Consider the following 14,660-nt stretch of genomic DNA (forward strand, 5'->3'; position numbering starts at 1 on the left):
TTTAGTTTCCTCAATTTACTTAAATAAAGCAAAAATCCATGAGGCCGCCTGCTCAACCAGCTGCGTATGACCGCTTTTGAGTTGAATATATTGGTTTTTAGGAATTAAATCGGCAAGTCGCCTGACGGCTGTGGGTTTCAATAGTTTATCAAATTGCCCTACGAACAAATAAATCGAAACATTATTGATTGAAGCCTTCTGGTAAAGCGCAGAAATGTCAAATCGCAAATCCCGAAAATGGACCCAGGAATTGTAAATGGTTTGCCGTTTTTCAGGTGTATTAAGCACTTGCTGCGTAAAACGATACAAACTCGCATTCACCAAGCCAGCTTTTTGAAGCACATCAGCAACCTTAAAAAAGGCATCCGGACGCTTCATAGACCAGCGAAAAAGCCCCCGTGCAGGAGCAAAGCGGCTCGCCAGCGAATAAAGCGGATGCTCCGAAACCCCATCCGGAGCAATCAGAAATACATCATTAACCCGCTCCGAAAAACCCTCCAAAGTAGCCAAAGCAAACCGTCCACCCATGCTGAAACCGGCAATGTCGAAACTGTCAATCTTCTCTGTTTCAAGAAAATGCCGCACCTGTTCCACCCAAAACTGCTTGGTAACAACCCCTGACTGGCTCCCCCAACTCAGCCCATGAAAATAGAGATCAAAAGCATAAATGGTATAACGTTCGCCTAGCATCTTCTCAAAAGGTCGGAAGCAACTCGCCCCATCCTGCCCGATGCCGTGAAATGCAAGGAGAATGCGGTTTCCGCGGCCTAGTTTGTGAAAGGGGAGTGGGACGTCAGAGGCCATACATAGATTTGGATTGCGGATTAAAAAAACCTCCAAGCATATCCATCGACCTGGACTTGCAAGGAGGTTTTGTTTTCAGAAATCTTACGACTCCATCAGATATGCCTTGATAAAATCATTGATCTCGCCATTCAATACAGCATCTGTGTTCGATGTCTGGTGATCGGTTCGGTGGTCTTTTACGCGGCGGTCGTCGAGAACGTAGCTGCGGATCTGGGAGCCCCATTCGATTTTTCGCTTGGATGCTTCCACTTCTGCGCGTGCAGAATTCCGTTTTTCGAGCTCGATCTGATAAAGCCTTGACTTCAAAAGCCTGATAGCCACTTCTTTGTTCATCAACTGCGAACGTTCCTGCTGACAGGCAATGATGATCCCGGAAGGCTTATGGTGCAAACGCACCGCGGTTTCCACTTTGTTCACATTCTGGCCACCTGCTCCACCGGAACGATAGGTGTCCCAGGTAATGTCGGCGAGGTTAACATCAATTTCAATGTTGTCATCGGCCAGCGGATACACGTAAACGGATGTGAACGAAGTATGCCTTCTGGCGTTGGAATCGAAGGGAGAAATGCGGACAAGCCTGTGCACGCCGTTTTCTGATTTCAAATTCCCGTAAGCGTATTCACCATCAATTTCCAATGTAACGGACTTAACACCAGCCACATCGCCATCCTGCAAATCCACTTCCCGGACCTTGTAACCATTTTTCTCAGCCCACATAATGTACATGCGCATGAGCATGGATGCCCAGTCCTGCGACTCCGTTCCGCCTGCGCCTGCATTAATCTCAATTACAGCCGGCAGTTCGTCGCCTTCTTCCCCCATCATTTTCCGGAATTCCACTTCTTCCAGCTTGTTGGAAAGTTTCAGGCCTTCTTCATCCACTTCTTCCTCTGTTGCTTCGTCGGCTTCATAAAATTCCCAAATGGTGTCCAGATCGTCCCGCAAGCGCGAAAGTTCTTCGTATCCATTGGTCCAGAATTTCAATCCACGGATTTCCCGCATTGTTTTCTCGGCACGTTCTGAATCATTCCAGAACTCCGGTTGAACGGTCTGCTGTTCAAGATCTTCTAGTTGTTTTTTTCGGTTATCGTAGTCAAAGATACCTCCCCAAAGCCTCTACACGGGCCTTCAAGTCTTTCAATTGCTCTGCAGTCATTGAATTTTTTGAATTTAAGTTTGAAAATAGTCTTGTTGGCCGTCGCCTATGAGTCTCTCTGTCAGCCTGAGCGGAGACGAAGGCACGCTACTCCTTGGTAACGCGTCTTCGGCTCCGCTCAGACTGACAAGGCCCGGCCGCAAGCAACAAAGCTACAACAAATAGCAATAACCCTCAGTTTCACGGCAAATACGAGGCGTTGTAGATGTAGTCTTTCCGGCAAATCGTCTTAACTTTGCAGGAAATTTTTGTCAACCCATTTCGTACAATAAAAATACCGGAAAATGGCTCAAGCATATGATGTGATAGTAATTGGCAGCGGCCCGGGAGGTTATCCCGCAGCCATTCGCGCTTCCCAATTAGGACTTAAAGTAGCAATTGTTGAAAAAGAAAGTTTAGGTGGAATATGCCTTAACTGGGGCTGCATTCCTACCAAAGCACTTCTGAAAAGTGCGCAGGTTTTTGAATACATTAAGCATGCAAAAGATTACGGGATCAATGTTGGTGAATATGCTGCTGATTTCGGTGCAGTGATCCAGCGTAGCCGTGGCGTTGCGGATACCATGAGCAAAGGCGTTTCTTTCTTGATGAAAAAGAACAAGATCGACGTCCTCATGGGAACGGGCAAAGTTAAGGGCCAGAAAACAGTTGCAGTTACAGACAAAGACGGTAAAACAACGGACTACACAGCTGGTAAAGGCGTTATTATCGCCACCGGCGCACGTGCTCGTGAGTTGCCGAATATCAAAATCGACGGTCAGAAAGTTATCGAATACCGCAAAGCAATGAGTCTTGAAAAACAACCTGCTTCTATGCTGGTAGTTGGATCAGGTGCGATTGGAATGGAATTCGCTTATGTATACGCTTCTATGGGCACGAAAGTGACTGTGGTTGAATTCCTGCCAAACCTGGTTCCGGTTGAGGACGAGGACATATCAAAAGAAATTGCAAAGCAATACAAAAAGCTGGGCATCGAAACTTACGTAAACTCAACGGTTGAGACCGTGGATACATCCGGAAACGGTTGTAAAGTTTCTGTAAAGACGCCGGACGGACAGAAATCATTTGAAGTAGATATCGTGCTTTCGGCTGCCGGGATCGTTGCTAATCTTGAAAATATTGGTCTGGAAGAAACAGGCATTAAAACGGATAAAGGCAAAATCACGGTAAACGAATGGTATGAAACCAGCGTTCCAGGATTTTACGCGATTGGTGACTGCACGCCTGGCCCTGCTTTGGCACACGTTGCTACGGCTGAGGGAATTATCTGTGCTGAAAAAATCGCAGGACACAAAACGGAAGCATTGGACTACGGAAATATTCCGGGATGTACTTACTGCCAGCCTGAAATTGCGTCTGTTGGATTTACAGAGAAAAAAGCAAAAGAAGCTGGTTACGACATTAAAGTAGGTAAATTCCCATTCAAGGCGTCGGGTAAGGCGGTTGGAGCAGGTGTTACCGACGGTTTTGTGAAAGTGATCTTTGACGCAAAATATGGTGAGTTCCTTGGTGCTCACATGATTGGTGCCAATGTTACGGAAATGATCGCTGAGGTGGTTGTAGCCCGTAAATTGGAAACTACTTCTCATGAGATTATGCGTGCAATCCATCCGCACCCAACAATGTCCGAAGCACTGAAAGGAGCAACGGAAGCGGCTTACGGTGAAGCGATTGATTTGTAACATTAAATAAGTTATTGCTTGAAATAAGGGTATTCATTCATTTGGATGCCCTTATTTTTTGCTATTTATGTAAATTTGGATCATTGTCCGACCGACAGTCTCAACCTTATTATCAGCGCATTTAAATTGCTCTTTCTTGAATAAATCTACATATACGAACGAGTTCAACGAACTGTGGAAAAAAGAAAGTGAGTTGAAGTCGCGGTGGGGCAACATTATCTTTTGTGTTGCTTATCTGGTTGGTTATCCTGCTACATCCATCCTCTATTTTTTGCGAAAAGATCCTGCGTTCCCGGAGGTTTTGGCGGCAGAACTGGTCCTGAGCGGCGTTATCATCTTTTTGCTCACACTTCATTTTACGGGCAGGCTAAGCGCTCAGAAAGCATCTTTCTATACAAATCTCGCATTGGTGCCGGTGCATGCGTATATACTGGCCGAAGTGCCGCATGCCTCCTACGACCGTGCCAGCCTGAACATGACGCTTGGCTTAATGTTCTCGTTCTTTGTACTCCGGTGGCCTGTGCATTACAGCATTATCCTGACCGTGTGTGTTATGACGATCTTCCCACCGGCATTGTATTACCGCCACCCGGGCTATCTGTATAATTTTTTCAGTCAGGGCGGGTTGTTTTTCTTTCTTGGGCAAATGCTGTTTCCCTTCATGATGTATTTTCATGAGAGCCGTAACAAACATGAATTTTTCTATCTTTTTTCGCTGGCCGAGCAAAATGACCTGCTGGAAAAGCAAAAGCAGATTGCGGAAGATGCAACATTGGCCAAGTCGGAGTTCCTGTCCACGATGAGCCATGAGATCCGCACGCCGCTGAATGGCATTGTGGGCATAGTGCATCTTTTGGAAGAGAATAAATCGCGGAGCGAGGAGGAAATGGAGCTGATAGAAACGCTGAAATTCTCCTCTATTCACTTAATGGCGGTTGTGAATGATATTTTAGACTTTAATAAAATCAATTCCAATCACGTCAAGCTTCATCCCGTTACGTTCGACATTGAAGAGCTTTTCAAAAACCTTTATAACAGTTTTCTGCCTCGCGCACGGGAAAAAGGCCTTGAATTGTCAGCAGATCTTTCGCCTAACCTTCCCCAACTTCGCGGCGACCAGGTCCGGTTGAGCCAGGTGATAAACAACCTGATCCATAATGCCATTAAATTCACGGATTCGGGCTTTGTAAAGTTCTCGGTTAAGGAGTTGGAGCGTACGAACGATGGCATTATCAAGCTTGAATTTGCCGTTTCCGATACAGGAATTGGTATTTCGGAAGATCAGCAATCCAATGTTTTTGAAATATTTACACAGGTAAGAAGCCTGGTGAAAAGGCAGGATGGCGGGACGGGGCTCGGATTGGCCATTTCCAGGGAGTTGGTCCGTTTGTTTGGCGGAGAGCTGAGGCTTAAGAGTAAGCTTGGAGATGGTTCTGTATTTTCATTTCAAATTGCGCTTCCCTATTCCGTTACCGTGGAAGATCCGGCAAAATCAGAAAAGGTGTCTACACCCGCATTAAACAAAGGCTCGAAAGTGCTGGTTGTGGACGATAATGCCACAAATTTGATTTTTGCCACCAGTCTTTTAAAAAGAAAGAACATTCCCTTTGATCTCGCATCGGACGGAAAGCAAGCGGTCGATAAATATTTCTCCGACCGCTTTGACCTCATATTCATGGATCTGCGGATGCCTGTCATGGATGGTTTCGAAGCCACAAGTATGATCCGCGAACGCGATCCGCAAATCCCCATTGTGGCGCTTACCGCATCTGCATTCGAAGACGAGCGCGAACGTGCATTAGCGAATGGTTTCACCGATTATCTCGTAAAACCATTCCTGCCACCCGATTTCTATAAGATCGTGTATGCACACATTGGGATTGAAAATCAATGATTTGATTCCCTCATCACTTCACTTTCTGTCTCCGCTGCATCGCCTCCCGCCAGGTGGTGAGAATGATGCCTTCTTTTTCAATGTATTTTTTCAATTCGGGATCAACCATCGCCAGGTAATCGCCCTCACGCGTAGGCCATGAATCCGAAATGTGCGGAAAGATGTCGGAGTGGATTGTGCAGTGCATAATGACCATCGTCAGGCCTGGTTTGAGCGCTTTGATGGCATTGATGTATTTGTCGGTCTTGTATTTTTGCAGCGCTTTTTCAGATTTGTCGCCGTTTTCAGGCCCTTTCCAGCCGTAACTGGTGTTTTCCAGATCGTCCAGCACAGGAAGTCCGGCATCCCAGAGTTGCTTTCCAATGGCTTGTGTCATTTGAAAACGCTCCGCACTCATTCTTTCGTCGGCCTGGATAGACGTGTTATGCCCGCCCGGGAACATGACCGGGATTTTTTCCTGCATGCCTACTTTCAGGTAACGCTCCAGAAATTCATTCTTTGCGAACAGTGTGCCCATGTGTGAATCCATATGCGTGGGTTCGAAACCCATCGCCCGCGCGCGGTCCAGCTGCGCCCGGATCTCCATTTCCACTTCATCGGCGGAAGCATTTTTTACAACATCGGCCACACTCCGCCACATTGCACCTTCGGGATCGACCAGCCCTTTCACATTCGGCTTCCCGGCAAGCGGTCCCCAGCGGTAATCCTTCCACTCAGACGTCATAGTAAGGTGAAGTCCCGCATCGAGATCTTTGTTTTCTTTCCAATAATTTACAAAACCCGGCACCCAGCCGCAAGGCATCATTACGCTCAGGGAATTGGCAACACCATTACGGATCGCCTTGATCGCGCCCTGGTTAGATTCATAAGACATGCCAACATCATCCACATGAATGATCAGCACTTTTTTCCCTTTCGGGTAACCCAGTTTTTCAGCGTAAGTTTCAGCAGTTTGCGCCATGGCAACATTGGATAGCAGAATGAATAAGAAAAGTAATGTTGTTTTCATATGAGGATTCATTCACATTGTTTTTAAGTTAAGGCAATTTGCGCTAGTTATTACCCGCTTTGGCGCTGATTGTACTATCACCGTGCAAGCCGGATCTGCTTTCAAATACAATAGCCCCCGGTTTTTCACGTTATTTGCCAAAATCAGCCACCCCGACTTTTCCGCATGATCCATTCCCGAAGTCTGCTAACCTGCTCATTTCTTTTACTTTTCGGCGCCGCGCAAGCGCAGCATTTCTCGCTAAGCCGCCTTTTTTATCCCAATTTGACATTAAAAGCAGATTATGCAGTGCCTTCCAGCATGAACGGGACGCAGGATTACGGCGTGACGAGAACCGGTTTTTTAGGCATAATTCCCATCCACAGCGAAGTGCAGTTGGGTTATAGTTTGAGAAAAAAGTTTGATCTGCGCGCTGTGCACACAGTTATGCTGGCGCAATACAACCAGATCCAGCCAACCGTTGATGGAAAAAATAATCCTGAACATGGGTATAAAACGCTCTCGCTGGGTGTAATAAGGCTGCAAGCCAGCATTAAGGACCGGCTTTGGGTGTATGGGGGCGGCTTGGGTATGACGGAGACCAATGAGACTTTTTTCAGTCCGCAGCCTTTTTTCTGGGGCGGCGCGGCGCGGATGCACATTCTCGGTTTGCGGACTCAGATCATGTATGGATCTGTTTTAGCATATAACCAAAAGCTGCGTTTTGTGCCTGTTTTTGGGGTTAATAAGGGTTTGGGTAGACATTGGCGCGTTTCCGCATTACTGCCTTTTATGGCGAATGCCAATTATAAGGCCACCAAATGGTTTAATGTGGATTTGCTCGCAGGATTAAGCGGTTATAGCGGCGGGTTCCAAATACAGATGCCTGAGGAAAAGATGCTTAGGAGAGAGAATTATCGTCAGATCAAAACCGGGATTTCTGCCAATGCGCACTTGTTTACGGCCATCAATGTGTCAGTTGAAGCTGGTGTAAGCACTTTCCGGCAGATCAAAACATTCAATAGTGCCCGGGAAAATCTTACTTCTTACACACCCGCAACGACTCCTTACATTGGCGCAAGTGTTCGCTATATCACGAGCCGGTCGAAGCTTTCTTCTAAATTTACGAGAAGAATGGGCTTAGGGCAGTCCGGGATCAACTGGTAATTTAAAACTTCATCAACTCCGGTTGTTGCTTATGCAAAAGCGGGTGGAATAATGAGGTTCATTGCTTCTGTTTTGAGCAATTCCTTGTCAATGGGCACCACACCCACCAATTCGCAAACCAAGCCTCCGCCCAGATTGGAAATCGCAGCAATGGTTTTTGATGGCAGTCCTAATGCAACGCAGCATGCCGCAATGCTGATCACCGTGTCGCCAGCCCCGGAAACATCCGCAATTTGTCGGATATGCGCGGGCAGTTTGTGGACTTCATCCTGATAATCAATGATTACGCCTCGCTCTGAAAGGGTTATTAATGCACCTTTCACATGCAATGCTTCTTTCAAATGCCGTACGGCATCACGAAGTTCCTCAGGATTATCAACGTCAAATTCGATTTTCAGGCCTTCCCGCAGTTCTTTGAGATTTGGCTTAAACAGCGTCGTATTGTTATAAGCCAGGAAGTTTCGTTTTTTGGGATCAACAACGGTAGGAACATTGTGCTCGTTGGCAAATGCAGTGATCGCGGAAATGGACTCAGGGGTTAGCACGCCTTTGTCATAATCTTCAAAAATGATCACATTACTGCTCGGAATCAGCTCCTTGGCTTTGGCAATAAGTTTTTCGGTTTCAATGGCGGAAATGGGTCTGTCGGTTTCCGTATCAATGCGGACAACCTGTTGAGAACCTGCAATAATGCGCTCCTTAATGGTCGTGATCCGGCTTTCGCTGCGAATTAAGCCTTCACAATTCAGGCCTTTTTCCTTCAAACTGTTTTTCAGCAGATCGCCTGAGCTGTCCGTGCCGATTACCGTGCATATAATAGCTTCCGCACCAAGCGATTGTACATTTAAAAGGACATTGCCGGCACCGCCGAGGCGATACTCGCGCTTTTGAACATTAACAACCGGAACCGGGGCTTCGGGGGAAATCCTTTCTACTTTTCCCCAGACATAAGAGTCCAGCATTACATCTCCGATAACCAGTACACGCAATGTGTTAAATGCTTCAAAAACCTGATTGATATCCATTTAAAATTCTGCCGCTATTAGTACAAATATTAGATATGACTTGACTGAAACATCATTCCTTACCCCTTATTAACCGGAATGGTAAGGTTGCTCAAATTGTGACCCATTTTATCTCTTTTTGTCAAAAGATATTTTTCATTGTGCGGGTTAGAAGGAATTTCAACGGTCACCGAATCCACAATTTCAAGACCGTAACCGATCAGGCCGGCGCGTTTTTTAGGATTGTTGGTAATCAGTTTCAATTTTGTCACTTCCAGGTCGCGGAGGATTTGGGCTCCAACGCCATAATCGCGGTCGTCCATCGGAAAACCGAGTTCCAGATTGGCCTCAACCGTATCTCTGCCCATTTCTTGCAGCTTATATGCCCTCAATTTATTCAAAAGCCCGATCCCGCGTCCTTCCTGGTTCATGTATACGATCACACCCTTGCCTTCTCTGTCCACCATTTCCATAGCAGCATGCAGCTGGGGACCGCAATCGCAGCGGCACGAGCCAAAAATATCGCCGGTAACACAGGATGAATGTACGCGGACAAGCACGGGCTCATCTTTTTCCCAGGTTCCTTTTACCAATGCCAGATGCAAATCGCCGGTGTTGATCTGGCGGTAAGCGATCAGATCGAAATGGCCCCATTTGGTGGGCATATCCACGCCGATTTCTCTTTTTATTAAAGACTCTTTTTGAAGTCTGTATTCAATAAGGTCCTTGATACTAACCAGTTTAAGGTTAAAACGGTTGGCAATTTCCCTGAGCTGAGGCAAACGGGCCATGGATCCGTCCTCATTCAATATCTCCACCAAAACCCCGGCTGGTGCCAAACCGGCAAGCCTTGGAAAGTCAATCGCAGCTTCGGTGTGGCCTGTTCTTCGCAAAACACCGCCTTGTTTCGCCTTCAATGGAAAAATATGTCCCGGACGACCCAGATCTTCGGGCAATGTATCCGCATCAACCAATGCTTTGATCGTTTTGGAACGGTCGCTGGCCGAAATTCCTGTGGTGCATCCATGCCCAAGCAAATCCACTGACACAGTAAATGCTGTTTCGTGCAACGCCGTGTTCGTGCCGACCATCATTTCGAGGTTCAGCTCGGCGCAGCGCTCTTCGGTGATAGGAACGCAGATCAACCCACGGCCTTCACGGGCCATAAAATTGACAATTTCGGGGGTTATGAGTTCGGCGGCACAGATAAAATCGCCTTCATTTTCACGATCTTCATCATCAACGACAATGATCATTTCTCCTCTTCTTATAGCCTCTATGGCCTCATCTATTGAATCCAGAACTATTGGAATGCTATTATTATTCATTAATCAGGTTGACGAAAAATAGTTTTAGGCAAAAACTCGTTTTTACTCAGCAAAGGTACATGCTTAATGTTGAAAAGTTCTATTTTTGAACCTCCATTGCATGCTAACAAAGCTTTTGGCTTATCCGTTTCAATGATGCGCAGGAACTGTCCCGTCCGTCATTTTGAAATAAATTTACTCACCTATGAAGATTAATCTACTGATATTGTTCCTGTTAAGCGCATGTTTGTTTATTAATAAAAACGTATCCGGACAAAGCTTCTGTGGTTCAAGCGGTAAATTTATCGTCACGCCTACCGAAGGTTGCGCGCCACTGACAGTGAACATTACCAATCAGATGGTTAATGCAGAAAACGTAACCTACGCCTATAACTTCGACAAAAACAGTACTTCACCGCCAGAAGAAAAGGACCGGTCCTTTGAGCTTTCGCATGTTTATGATCTGCCCGGGACTTACACCATTCTGCAATACGGCAGTATAAAAGATGTGGCGGGATTCAGTCTTTGCAAAGAAGTTATAGTCAAGGAAAATCGCGCTCCCAAGGCGGATCTGATGACTTGTAACAGCGGACGGGTGCGGCTTACGCTGGTTGATGATGCAATTGCACAGGCTTATGATGCCATCGAAATCAATTGGGGCGATGGTAAAAGTCAGTCCGTAAATATCAAGAATGGCGGGAGGCTTTTTTATGATCATCAATATGCTTCAGCCGGGAACATTCCTGCTATCACTGTGCAAGGGAAACATACTTCGGGGAATTGCAGCCAGACATTAAAAACAACATTAACCAAAGAAACCGCACCGCAGGCGCTTGCTAAAATCAGGATCCGAAGTGTGGAAATGCTTGCTTCCGGCGAGGCAAAGATCCTTTATGATGGCATGGAAGGCATAGCGACAGAGATCTGGATTGATAAGGGCGACGGGCAATTCGTATCAACGGGCAAAGGCGGTCAGTCGGACGGCGCGCAATCGGCAACCATTTCGGGTTTGAACGCCAGGCAGATTTACCGTTTTAAATTATCGTCCAAGAATTTTTGTGATAACCTGATAGACAGCCCGATTGTCAGCAGCATGGTGGTTAAGGAAGGTTTAGTGTCATTGGATGAGATCATTTCTGTGGCGTGGGAGCATTATCCCAACACGGATAATTTAATTCAGTATCAATTAAAACGCGATGGTTCTGTGATTTTTTCATCAGCAGAACAGCTTTCTTATCTCGATACGGATGTAAAATGCGGGACTAATTATCAGTATGAGATTGTTGCCATCATTGAAAATGACGTCCGTTCATACTCCACACCATTCAGCATTGCCCCTAAAAGTGCACTACCTGAGACGATAACGACCGGCAGTGTAACAGTCAAGGACGAAAATACGATTTCCACCCAGGTCGCACTGGTCGGTGAAGGCCTTACCAGCAGCTACAACCTGATTATCGAACGTGCTGCATTAGGAAGCCAGGATTTTCAGCAAGTGTCCCAACCGGGCAACCAAAGTCTGTTGTTTGACGACATCGACGTCAATCCAAATGAGAATTCATATTGTTATCGGTTTACTTACGAAAATGCCTGCAACCTCAGATCGCCTGCACCCAGCGTGCCGATCTGCTCAATTTTACTTCAAAACCGCATTTCTGATGTGTATTGGAATGCTGACGCTCCGTTTACTGCCAGCTTAGGATCTTATGATTTGATTCAAACCGACAATGCAGGGGTTGTTAAGGATGAGATTCCGAAGCAATTGGAAACCAGTCATATGCTTGATATCGGCTCCCAGTCTGCATTTTCGTTTCAGGTAAAGGCCCGGTCGGCAGACGGAAATATGGAAAGTTACTCCAATGTCCTCTCGCTGCGGAGAGACCCTATTGTGCTTATCCCGGACGCATTCACACCGAATGGTGACGCCCACAACGAACGGTTTGAAGTGAAGGCTTATTTTGTATCCAAATTCAGTATGTCTGTTTTTACGCGTTGGGGTGAGGTTGTGTTTCAAACAGATGACATTGCAGACGGTTGGGACGGAAACATTAAAACCGGGAAAGCGCCGGGAGGTTATTATTTGTACAAAATCGAGATGACGGACGCATTAGGAAATCAAATTTCCAGAAATGGGAGCTTTTTATTGATCCGATAGGATTTTTTTATTGGCTTGTAAATCAGAATAATACTTTGGATGCAATCCCGTTAAAATAGTAAGCGGCATTCTCGCCCGAAATAGATTATTTTTGCAGACCCTTTACAACCATCGCTTCTTGATAACACTCCATTATTAATATGGAGTCTCTAAAAAAGTCATGTTATAACATTGCACACTTATGAGATTAATACTACTATCACTTTTCTTCCTCTTCATTTTAGTTGGTAATACACTGCAGGCCCAGGGACTTTGCGACCGCGGAGGGGGCGGTTTCACAATGGACAAGTCGGAAGGCTGTGCGCCGCTCGTAGTTAGGGTGACAAATACGGTCCCGAACCCAATTTTGGTTGGTTATGACGCTTCTTATGACGGAAAATCTCCAAAAATACAGAATGGCCCCAGTTTTACATATTCTCTTCCAGGCACTTACACTATGTTGCAGCAGGGGGCCGTATCCTCCGGACAGTTCTACGCTTGTCAAAGTGTTAAAGTCTTCGAGACCCGCGTTGTCACACCGCAATATTCCTCGTGCGGTGGTGGAAAGATATTTCTAAGCCTCACCGACGATGTCATCCTGAGCGCCTATGACGAGGTGAAAATAGAATGGGGAGATGGAAAGACGGACATCTGGAAAAAAGGAAGCCCACTCGTGATAGAACACAGTTATGCCGATGTAAGCAGTAATCCGACAGCATTGATTACAGGACTATATGTCGGGAAAGGATGCGCTGCCGGCCGTGCGACGTCACTTCCTATCACTTTTCAGCAGGCGCAGCTTAATGATATCGCCATCAAATCGGTTGAAATGCGGGGGGACGGCACGCTACGGATCGTTTATCAGGGTTTGAGCGGTGTTTATACAGATATCAATTATAGTACAAATAATTCAACCTATACATCAGCAGGAAGACGGTCATCCGGCGGCGTACAGCCTTTTGATGTGAAAAATATGGTTACGACACAGGCCTATCAGGTGAAGCTCTCTTCTGAGGACCTTTGTTCGGGTAAAAATGACAGCCGTGTTTACAGCAGCATGACGCTTTCAGGAAAGTCGGAAGACGGGAAAAACATTCTGACATGGAGCAAATATCCGGATGCGACTGATTTTACATCGTATGATCTTTTACGCGACGGGACCATTGTGAAAACTTTCACTTCCATTAATGACATTACCTATACGGATGAAGACGTGGAATGCGGCAGTTATTCTGAATATCAGGTTGTTGCCAAGATCAATGATGTAACTTCCACATCGGCGCCGGTTGGTGTGAAAGCGGAAATTGCTTCTCCCAAACCGATCAAGGACGCAGCCGTAACGGTTGACGGAGATCATCTGGTAACGATTAAAGCAAGCGTTCCGGGAGCCGGTCCCAACAGCACTTACGACCTGACCATCGAGAAAGCGGAGGCTGGCGCAACATTGTTCAAGAAAATCATTACGCTTTTTAATCAAAGTGAATATTCCGATCCGGAAGTTAAGACTGACGAGCTTTCTTATTGCTACCGCATCAGTTATACCAATTCCTGCGGTCAGAAAGTCCCCGCTTCGCAGCCCATTTGCACGATTTTACTCAAAAAGAACTTAACCACGCTCAACTGGAGTACTGAGTCTCCAATTCTTGCAGGCGTTTCCGGTTATGATGTTATCCGTGTCGGTTCGAGCGCGCCGGAAGAGGCGATTCCGGTTCAGATGAATTCAAGCTACACGGTCAAGGTGAATGCCCAAAGCGATCTTGAATACAATTTCAAAGTCCGGGCAAATTCCACGCAGGGTGGTTTTGAGAGCTTGTCCAATGTAGTCAATTACAAAAGGAGTGCAGGCGTTTTTGTGCCGCAGGCTTTCAGTCCAAATGGTGATGGCTACAATGACGTTCTGGAAGCTAAATCCAATCAGCTTCAATCCTTTAACTTCTCGGTGATGAACCGCTGGGGACAGGTTGTTTTCCATTCCAACGACATTGCAAGCGGCTGGGACGGGACTATAAACGGGGCAAATGCGCCGGAAGGATCGTATGTTTACAAAATGACTTTCGTGGACGATATCAATCAAACTGTTGAAAAAAGTGGTACATTTATGCTTTTACGATAGGAACCATTTCCGGTAAAAAGGTTTTATAAAAGCATCACTTAATTAGTACGACTATGTTTGGTAATATGGCGGATATGATGGGGCTCATGGGCAAAATGAAAGACCTTCAGTCTCGCATGAAAGACGCGCAGGATTCATTGGTAACGCTGACCCAGGTTGCTGAGTCAGGCGGCGGAATGGTGAAAGCGACTGTAAACGGACAAAAAGCATTAATAGGACTGGATATTGATAAAGACCTTGTCAATCCGGACGATAAGGAAATGTTGCAGGATCTGATTGTTGCCGCAGTTAATAAAGCATTGGATAACATTGAACCAAAAATAAAGGAGCATTTGCAAAAAGCTACGGATGGTGTACTTCCCAACATTCCCGGGCTTGATTTAGGAGGGTTTATGAAATAACCACCTC

At 46.1% G+C, this 14,660-nt stretch carries 11 protein-coding genes; 6 read left to right on the forward strand and 5 right to left on the reverse strand.

Features of this window, described 5'->3' with window-relative positions; translation table 11 throughout:
- Positions 1–15: 15 nt before the first annotated feature.
- Both L0660_RS20925 and prfB read right to left on the reverse strand, forming a co-directional pair.
- Positions 16–804: an alpha/beta fold hydrolase gene (locus L0660_RS20925; RefSeq protein WP_235161191.1), complete on the reverse strand. Its 789-nt coding sequence runs from the start codon at positions 802–804 to the stop codon at positions 16–18.
- A gap of 84 nt (positions 805–888) precedes the next feature.
- Positions 889–1,963 (reverse strand): peptide chain release factor 2 gene (gene prfB, locus L0660_RS20930; RefSeq protein ID WP_157486611.1). Its coding sequence is split into 2 segments (ribosomal slippage): positions 889–1,902 and positions 1,904–1,963, totalling 1,074 coding nucleotides; the frame shifts between segments, so codons are not numbered across the junction.
- Positions 1,964–2,247: 284 nt separating this feature from the next.
- Between prfB and lpdA the strand changes: the two genes are divergently transcribed.
- Both lpdA and L0660_RS20940 read left to right on the forward strand, forming a co-directional pair.
- Positions 2,248–3,645: a dihydrolipoyl dehydrogenase gene (gene lpdA / locus L0660_RS20935; protein ID WP_233794784.1), complete on the forward strand. Its 1,398-nt coding sequence runs from the start codon at positions 2,248–2,250 to the stop codon at positions 3,643–3,645.
- A 136-nt stretch (positions 3,646–3,781) separates the two neighbouring features.
- Positions 3,782–5,539, forward strand: a complete 1,758-nt coding sequence (locus L0660_RS20940) for a response regulator (protein ID WP_235161192.1) — start codon at positions 3,782–3,784, stop codon at positions 5,537–5,539.
- Between the two features lie 13 nt (positions 5,540–5,552).
- Here L0660_RS20940 and L0660_RS20945 read toward each other — a convergent pair whose 3' ends face one another.
- Positions 5,553–6,548: a polysaccharide deacetylase family protein gene (locus L0660_RS20945; RefSeq protein WP_233794786.1), complete on the reverse strand. Its 996-nt coding sequence runs from the start codon at positions 6,546–6,548 to the stop codon at positions 5,553–5,555.
- A gap of 165 nt (positions 6,549–6,713) precedes the next feature.
- Between L0660_RS20945 and L0660_RS20950 the strand changes: the two genes are divergently transcribed.
- On the forward strand, positions 6,714–7,694 hold the full coding sequence (locus tag L0660_RS20950) for a hypothetical protein (protein WP_233794787.1): 981 nt from the start codon (positions 6,714–6,716) through the stop codon (positions 7,692–7,694).
- A gap of 29 nt (positions 7,695–7,723) precedes the next feature.
- Here the strand turns inward: L0660_RS20950 and L0660_RS20955 are convergent, their stop codons facing one another.
- Both L0660_RS20955 and L0660_RS20960 read right to left on the reverse strand, forming a co-directional pair.
- Positions 7,724–8,719: a bifunctional heptose 7-phosphate kinase/heptose 1-phosphate adenyltransferase gene (locus tag L0660_RS20955; RefSeq protein WP_235161193.1), complete on the reverse strand. Its 996-nt coding sequence runs from the start codon at positions 8,717–8,719 to the stop codon at positions 7,724–7,726.
- A 59-nt stretch (positions 8,720–8,778) separates the two neighbouring features.
- Positions 8,779–10,026, reverse strand: coding sequence for a bifunctional 3,4-dihydroxy-2-butanone-4-phosphate synthase/GTP cyclohydrolase II (locus tag L0660_RS20960; RefSeq protein ID WP_233794789.1), 1,248 nt, complete (start codon positions 10,024–10,026; stop codon positions 8,779–8,781).
- A gap of 184 nt (positions 10,027–10,210) precedes the next feature.
- Here L0660_RS20960 and L0660_RS20965 point away from each other — a divergent pair, with 184 nt between their 5' ends.
- The 3 genes from L0660_RS20965 to L0660_RS20975 all read left to right on the forward strand — a co-directional run bounded on the left by L0660_RS20965 (position 10,211) and on the right by L0660_RS20975 (position 14,653).
- On the forward strand, positions 10,211–12,160 hold the full coding sequence (locus L0660_RS20965; RefSeq protein WP_235161194.1) for a gliding motility-associated C-terminal domain-containing protein: 1,950 nt from the start codon (positions 10,211–10,213) through the stop codon (positions 12,158–12,160).
- A gap of 181 nt (positions 12,161–12,341) precedes the next feature.
- Positions 12,342–14,252: a gliding motility-associated C-terminal domain-containing protein gene (locus L0660_RS20970; protein WP_235161195.1), complete on the forward strand. Its 1,911-nt coding sequence runs from the start codon at positions 12,342–12,344 to the stop codon at positions 14,250–14,252.
- A gap of 53 nt (positions 14,253–14,305) precedes the next feature.
- Positions 14,306–14,653 (forward strand): YbaB/EbfC family nucleoid-associated protein, encoded by a 348-nt coding sequence (locus L0660_RS20975; RefSeq protein WP_233794792.1) that lies wholly within the window; start codon positions 14,306–14,308, stop codon positions 14,651–14,653.
- The last annotated feature ends 7 nt before the right edge of the window (positions 14,654–14,660 follow it).

Origin of the sequence: Dyadobacter sp. CY351, assembly GCF_021502625.1 — a bacterium.
Lineage (GTDB): Bacteria > Bacteroidota > Bacteroidia > Cytophagales > Spirosomataceae > Dyadobacter > Dyadobacter chenhuakuii.

Bases quoted from the DNA above. Each gene is read 5' to 3' on its own strand.
- L0660_RS20965 (WP_235161194.1), top strand. From the start codon at position 10,211: ATGAAGATTAATCTACTGATATTGTTCCTGTTAAGCGCATGTTTGTTT.
- L0660_RS20955 (WP_235161193.1), bottom strand. From the start codon at position 8,719: ATGGATATCAATCAGGTTTTTGAAGCATTTAACACATTGCGTGTACTG.
- L0660_RS20960 (WP_233794789.1), bottom strand. From the start codon at position 10,026: ATGAATAATAATAGCATTCCAATAGTTCTGGATTCAATAGATGAGGCC.
- L0660_RS20945 (WP_233794786.1), bottom strand. From the start codon at position 6,548: ATGAAAACAACATTACTTTTCTTATTCATTCTGCTATCCAATGTTGCC.
- L0660_RS20950 (WP_233794787.1), top strand. From the start codon at position 6,714: ATGATCCATTCCCGAAGTCTGCTAACCTGCTCATTTCTTTTACTTTTC.
- L0660_RS20975 (WP_233794792.1), top strand. From the start codon at position 14,306: ATGTTTGGTAATATGGCGGATATGATGGGGCTCATGGGCAAAATGAAA.
- L0660_RS20925 (WP_235161191.1), bottom strand. From the start codon at position 804: ATGGCCTCTGACGTCCCACTCCCCTTTCACAAACTAGGCCGCGGAAAC.
- L0660_RS20970 (WP_235161195.1), top strand. From the start codon at position 12,342: ATGAGATTAATACTACTATCACTTTTCTTCCTCTTCATTTTAGTTGGT.
- lpdA (WP_233794784.1), top strand. From the start codon at position 2,248: ATGGCTCAAGCATATGATGTGATAGTAATTGGCAGCGGCCCGGGAGGT.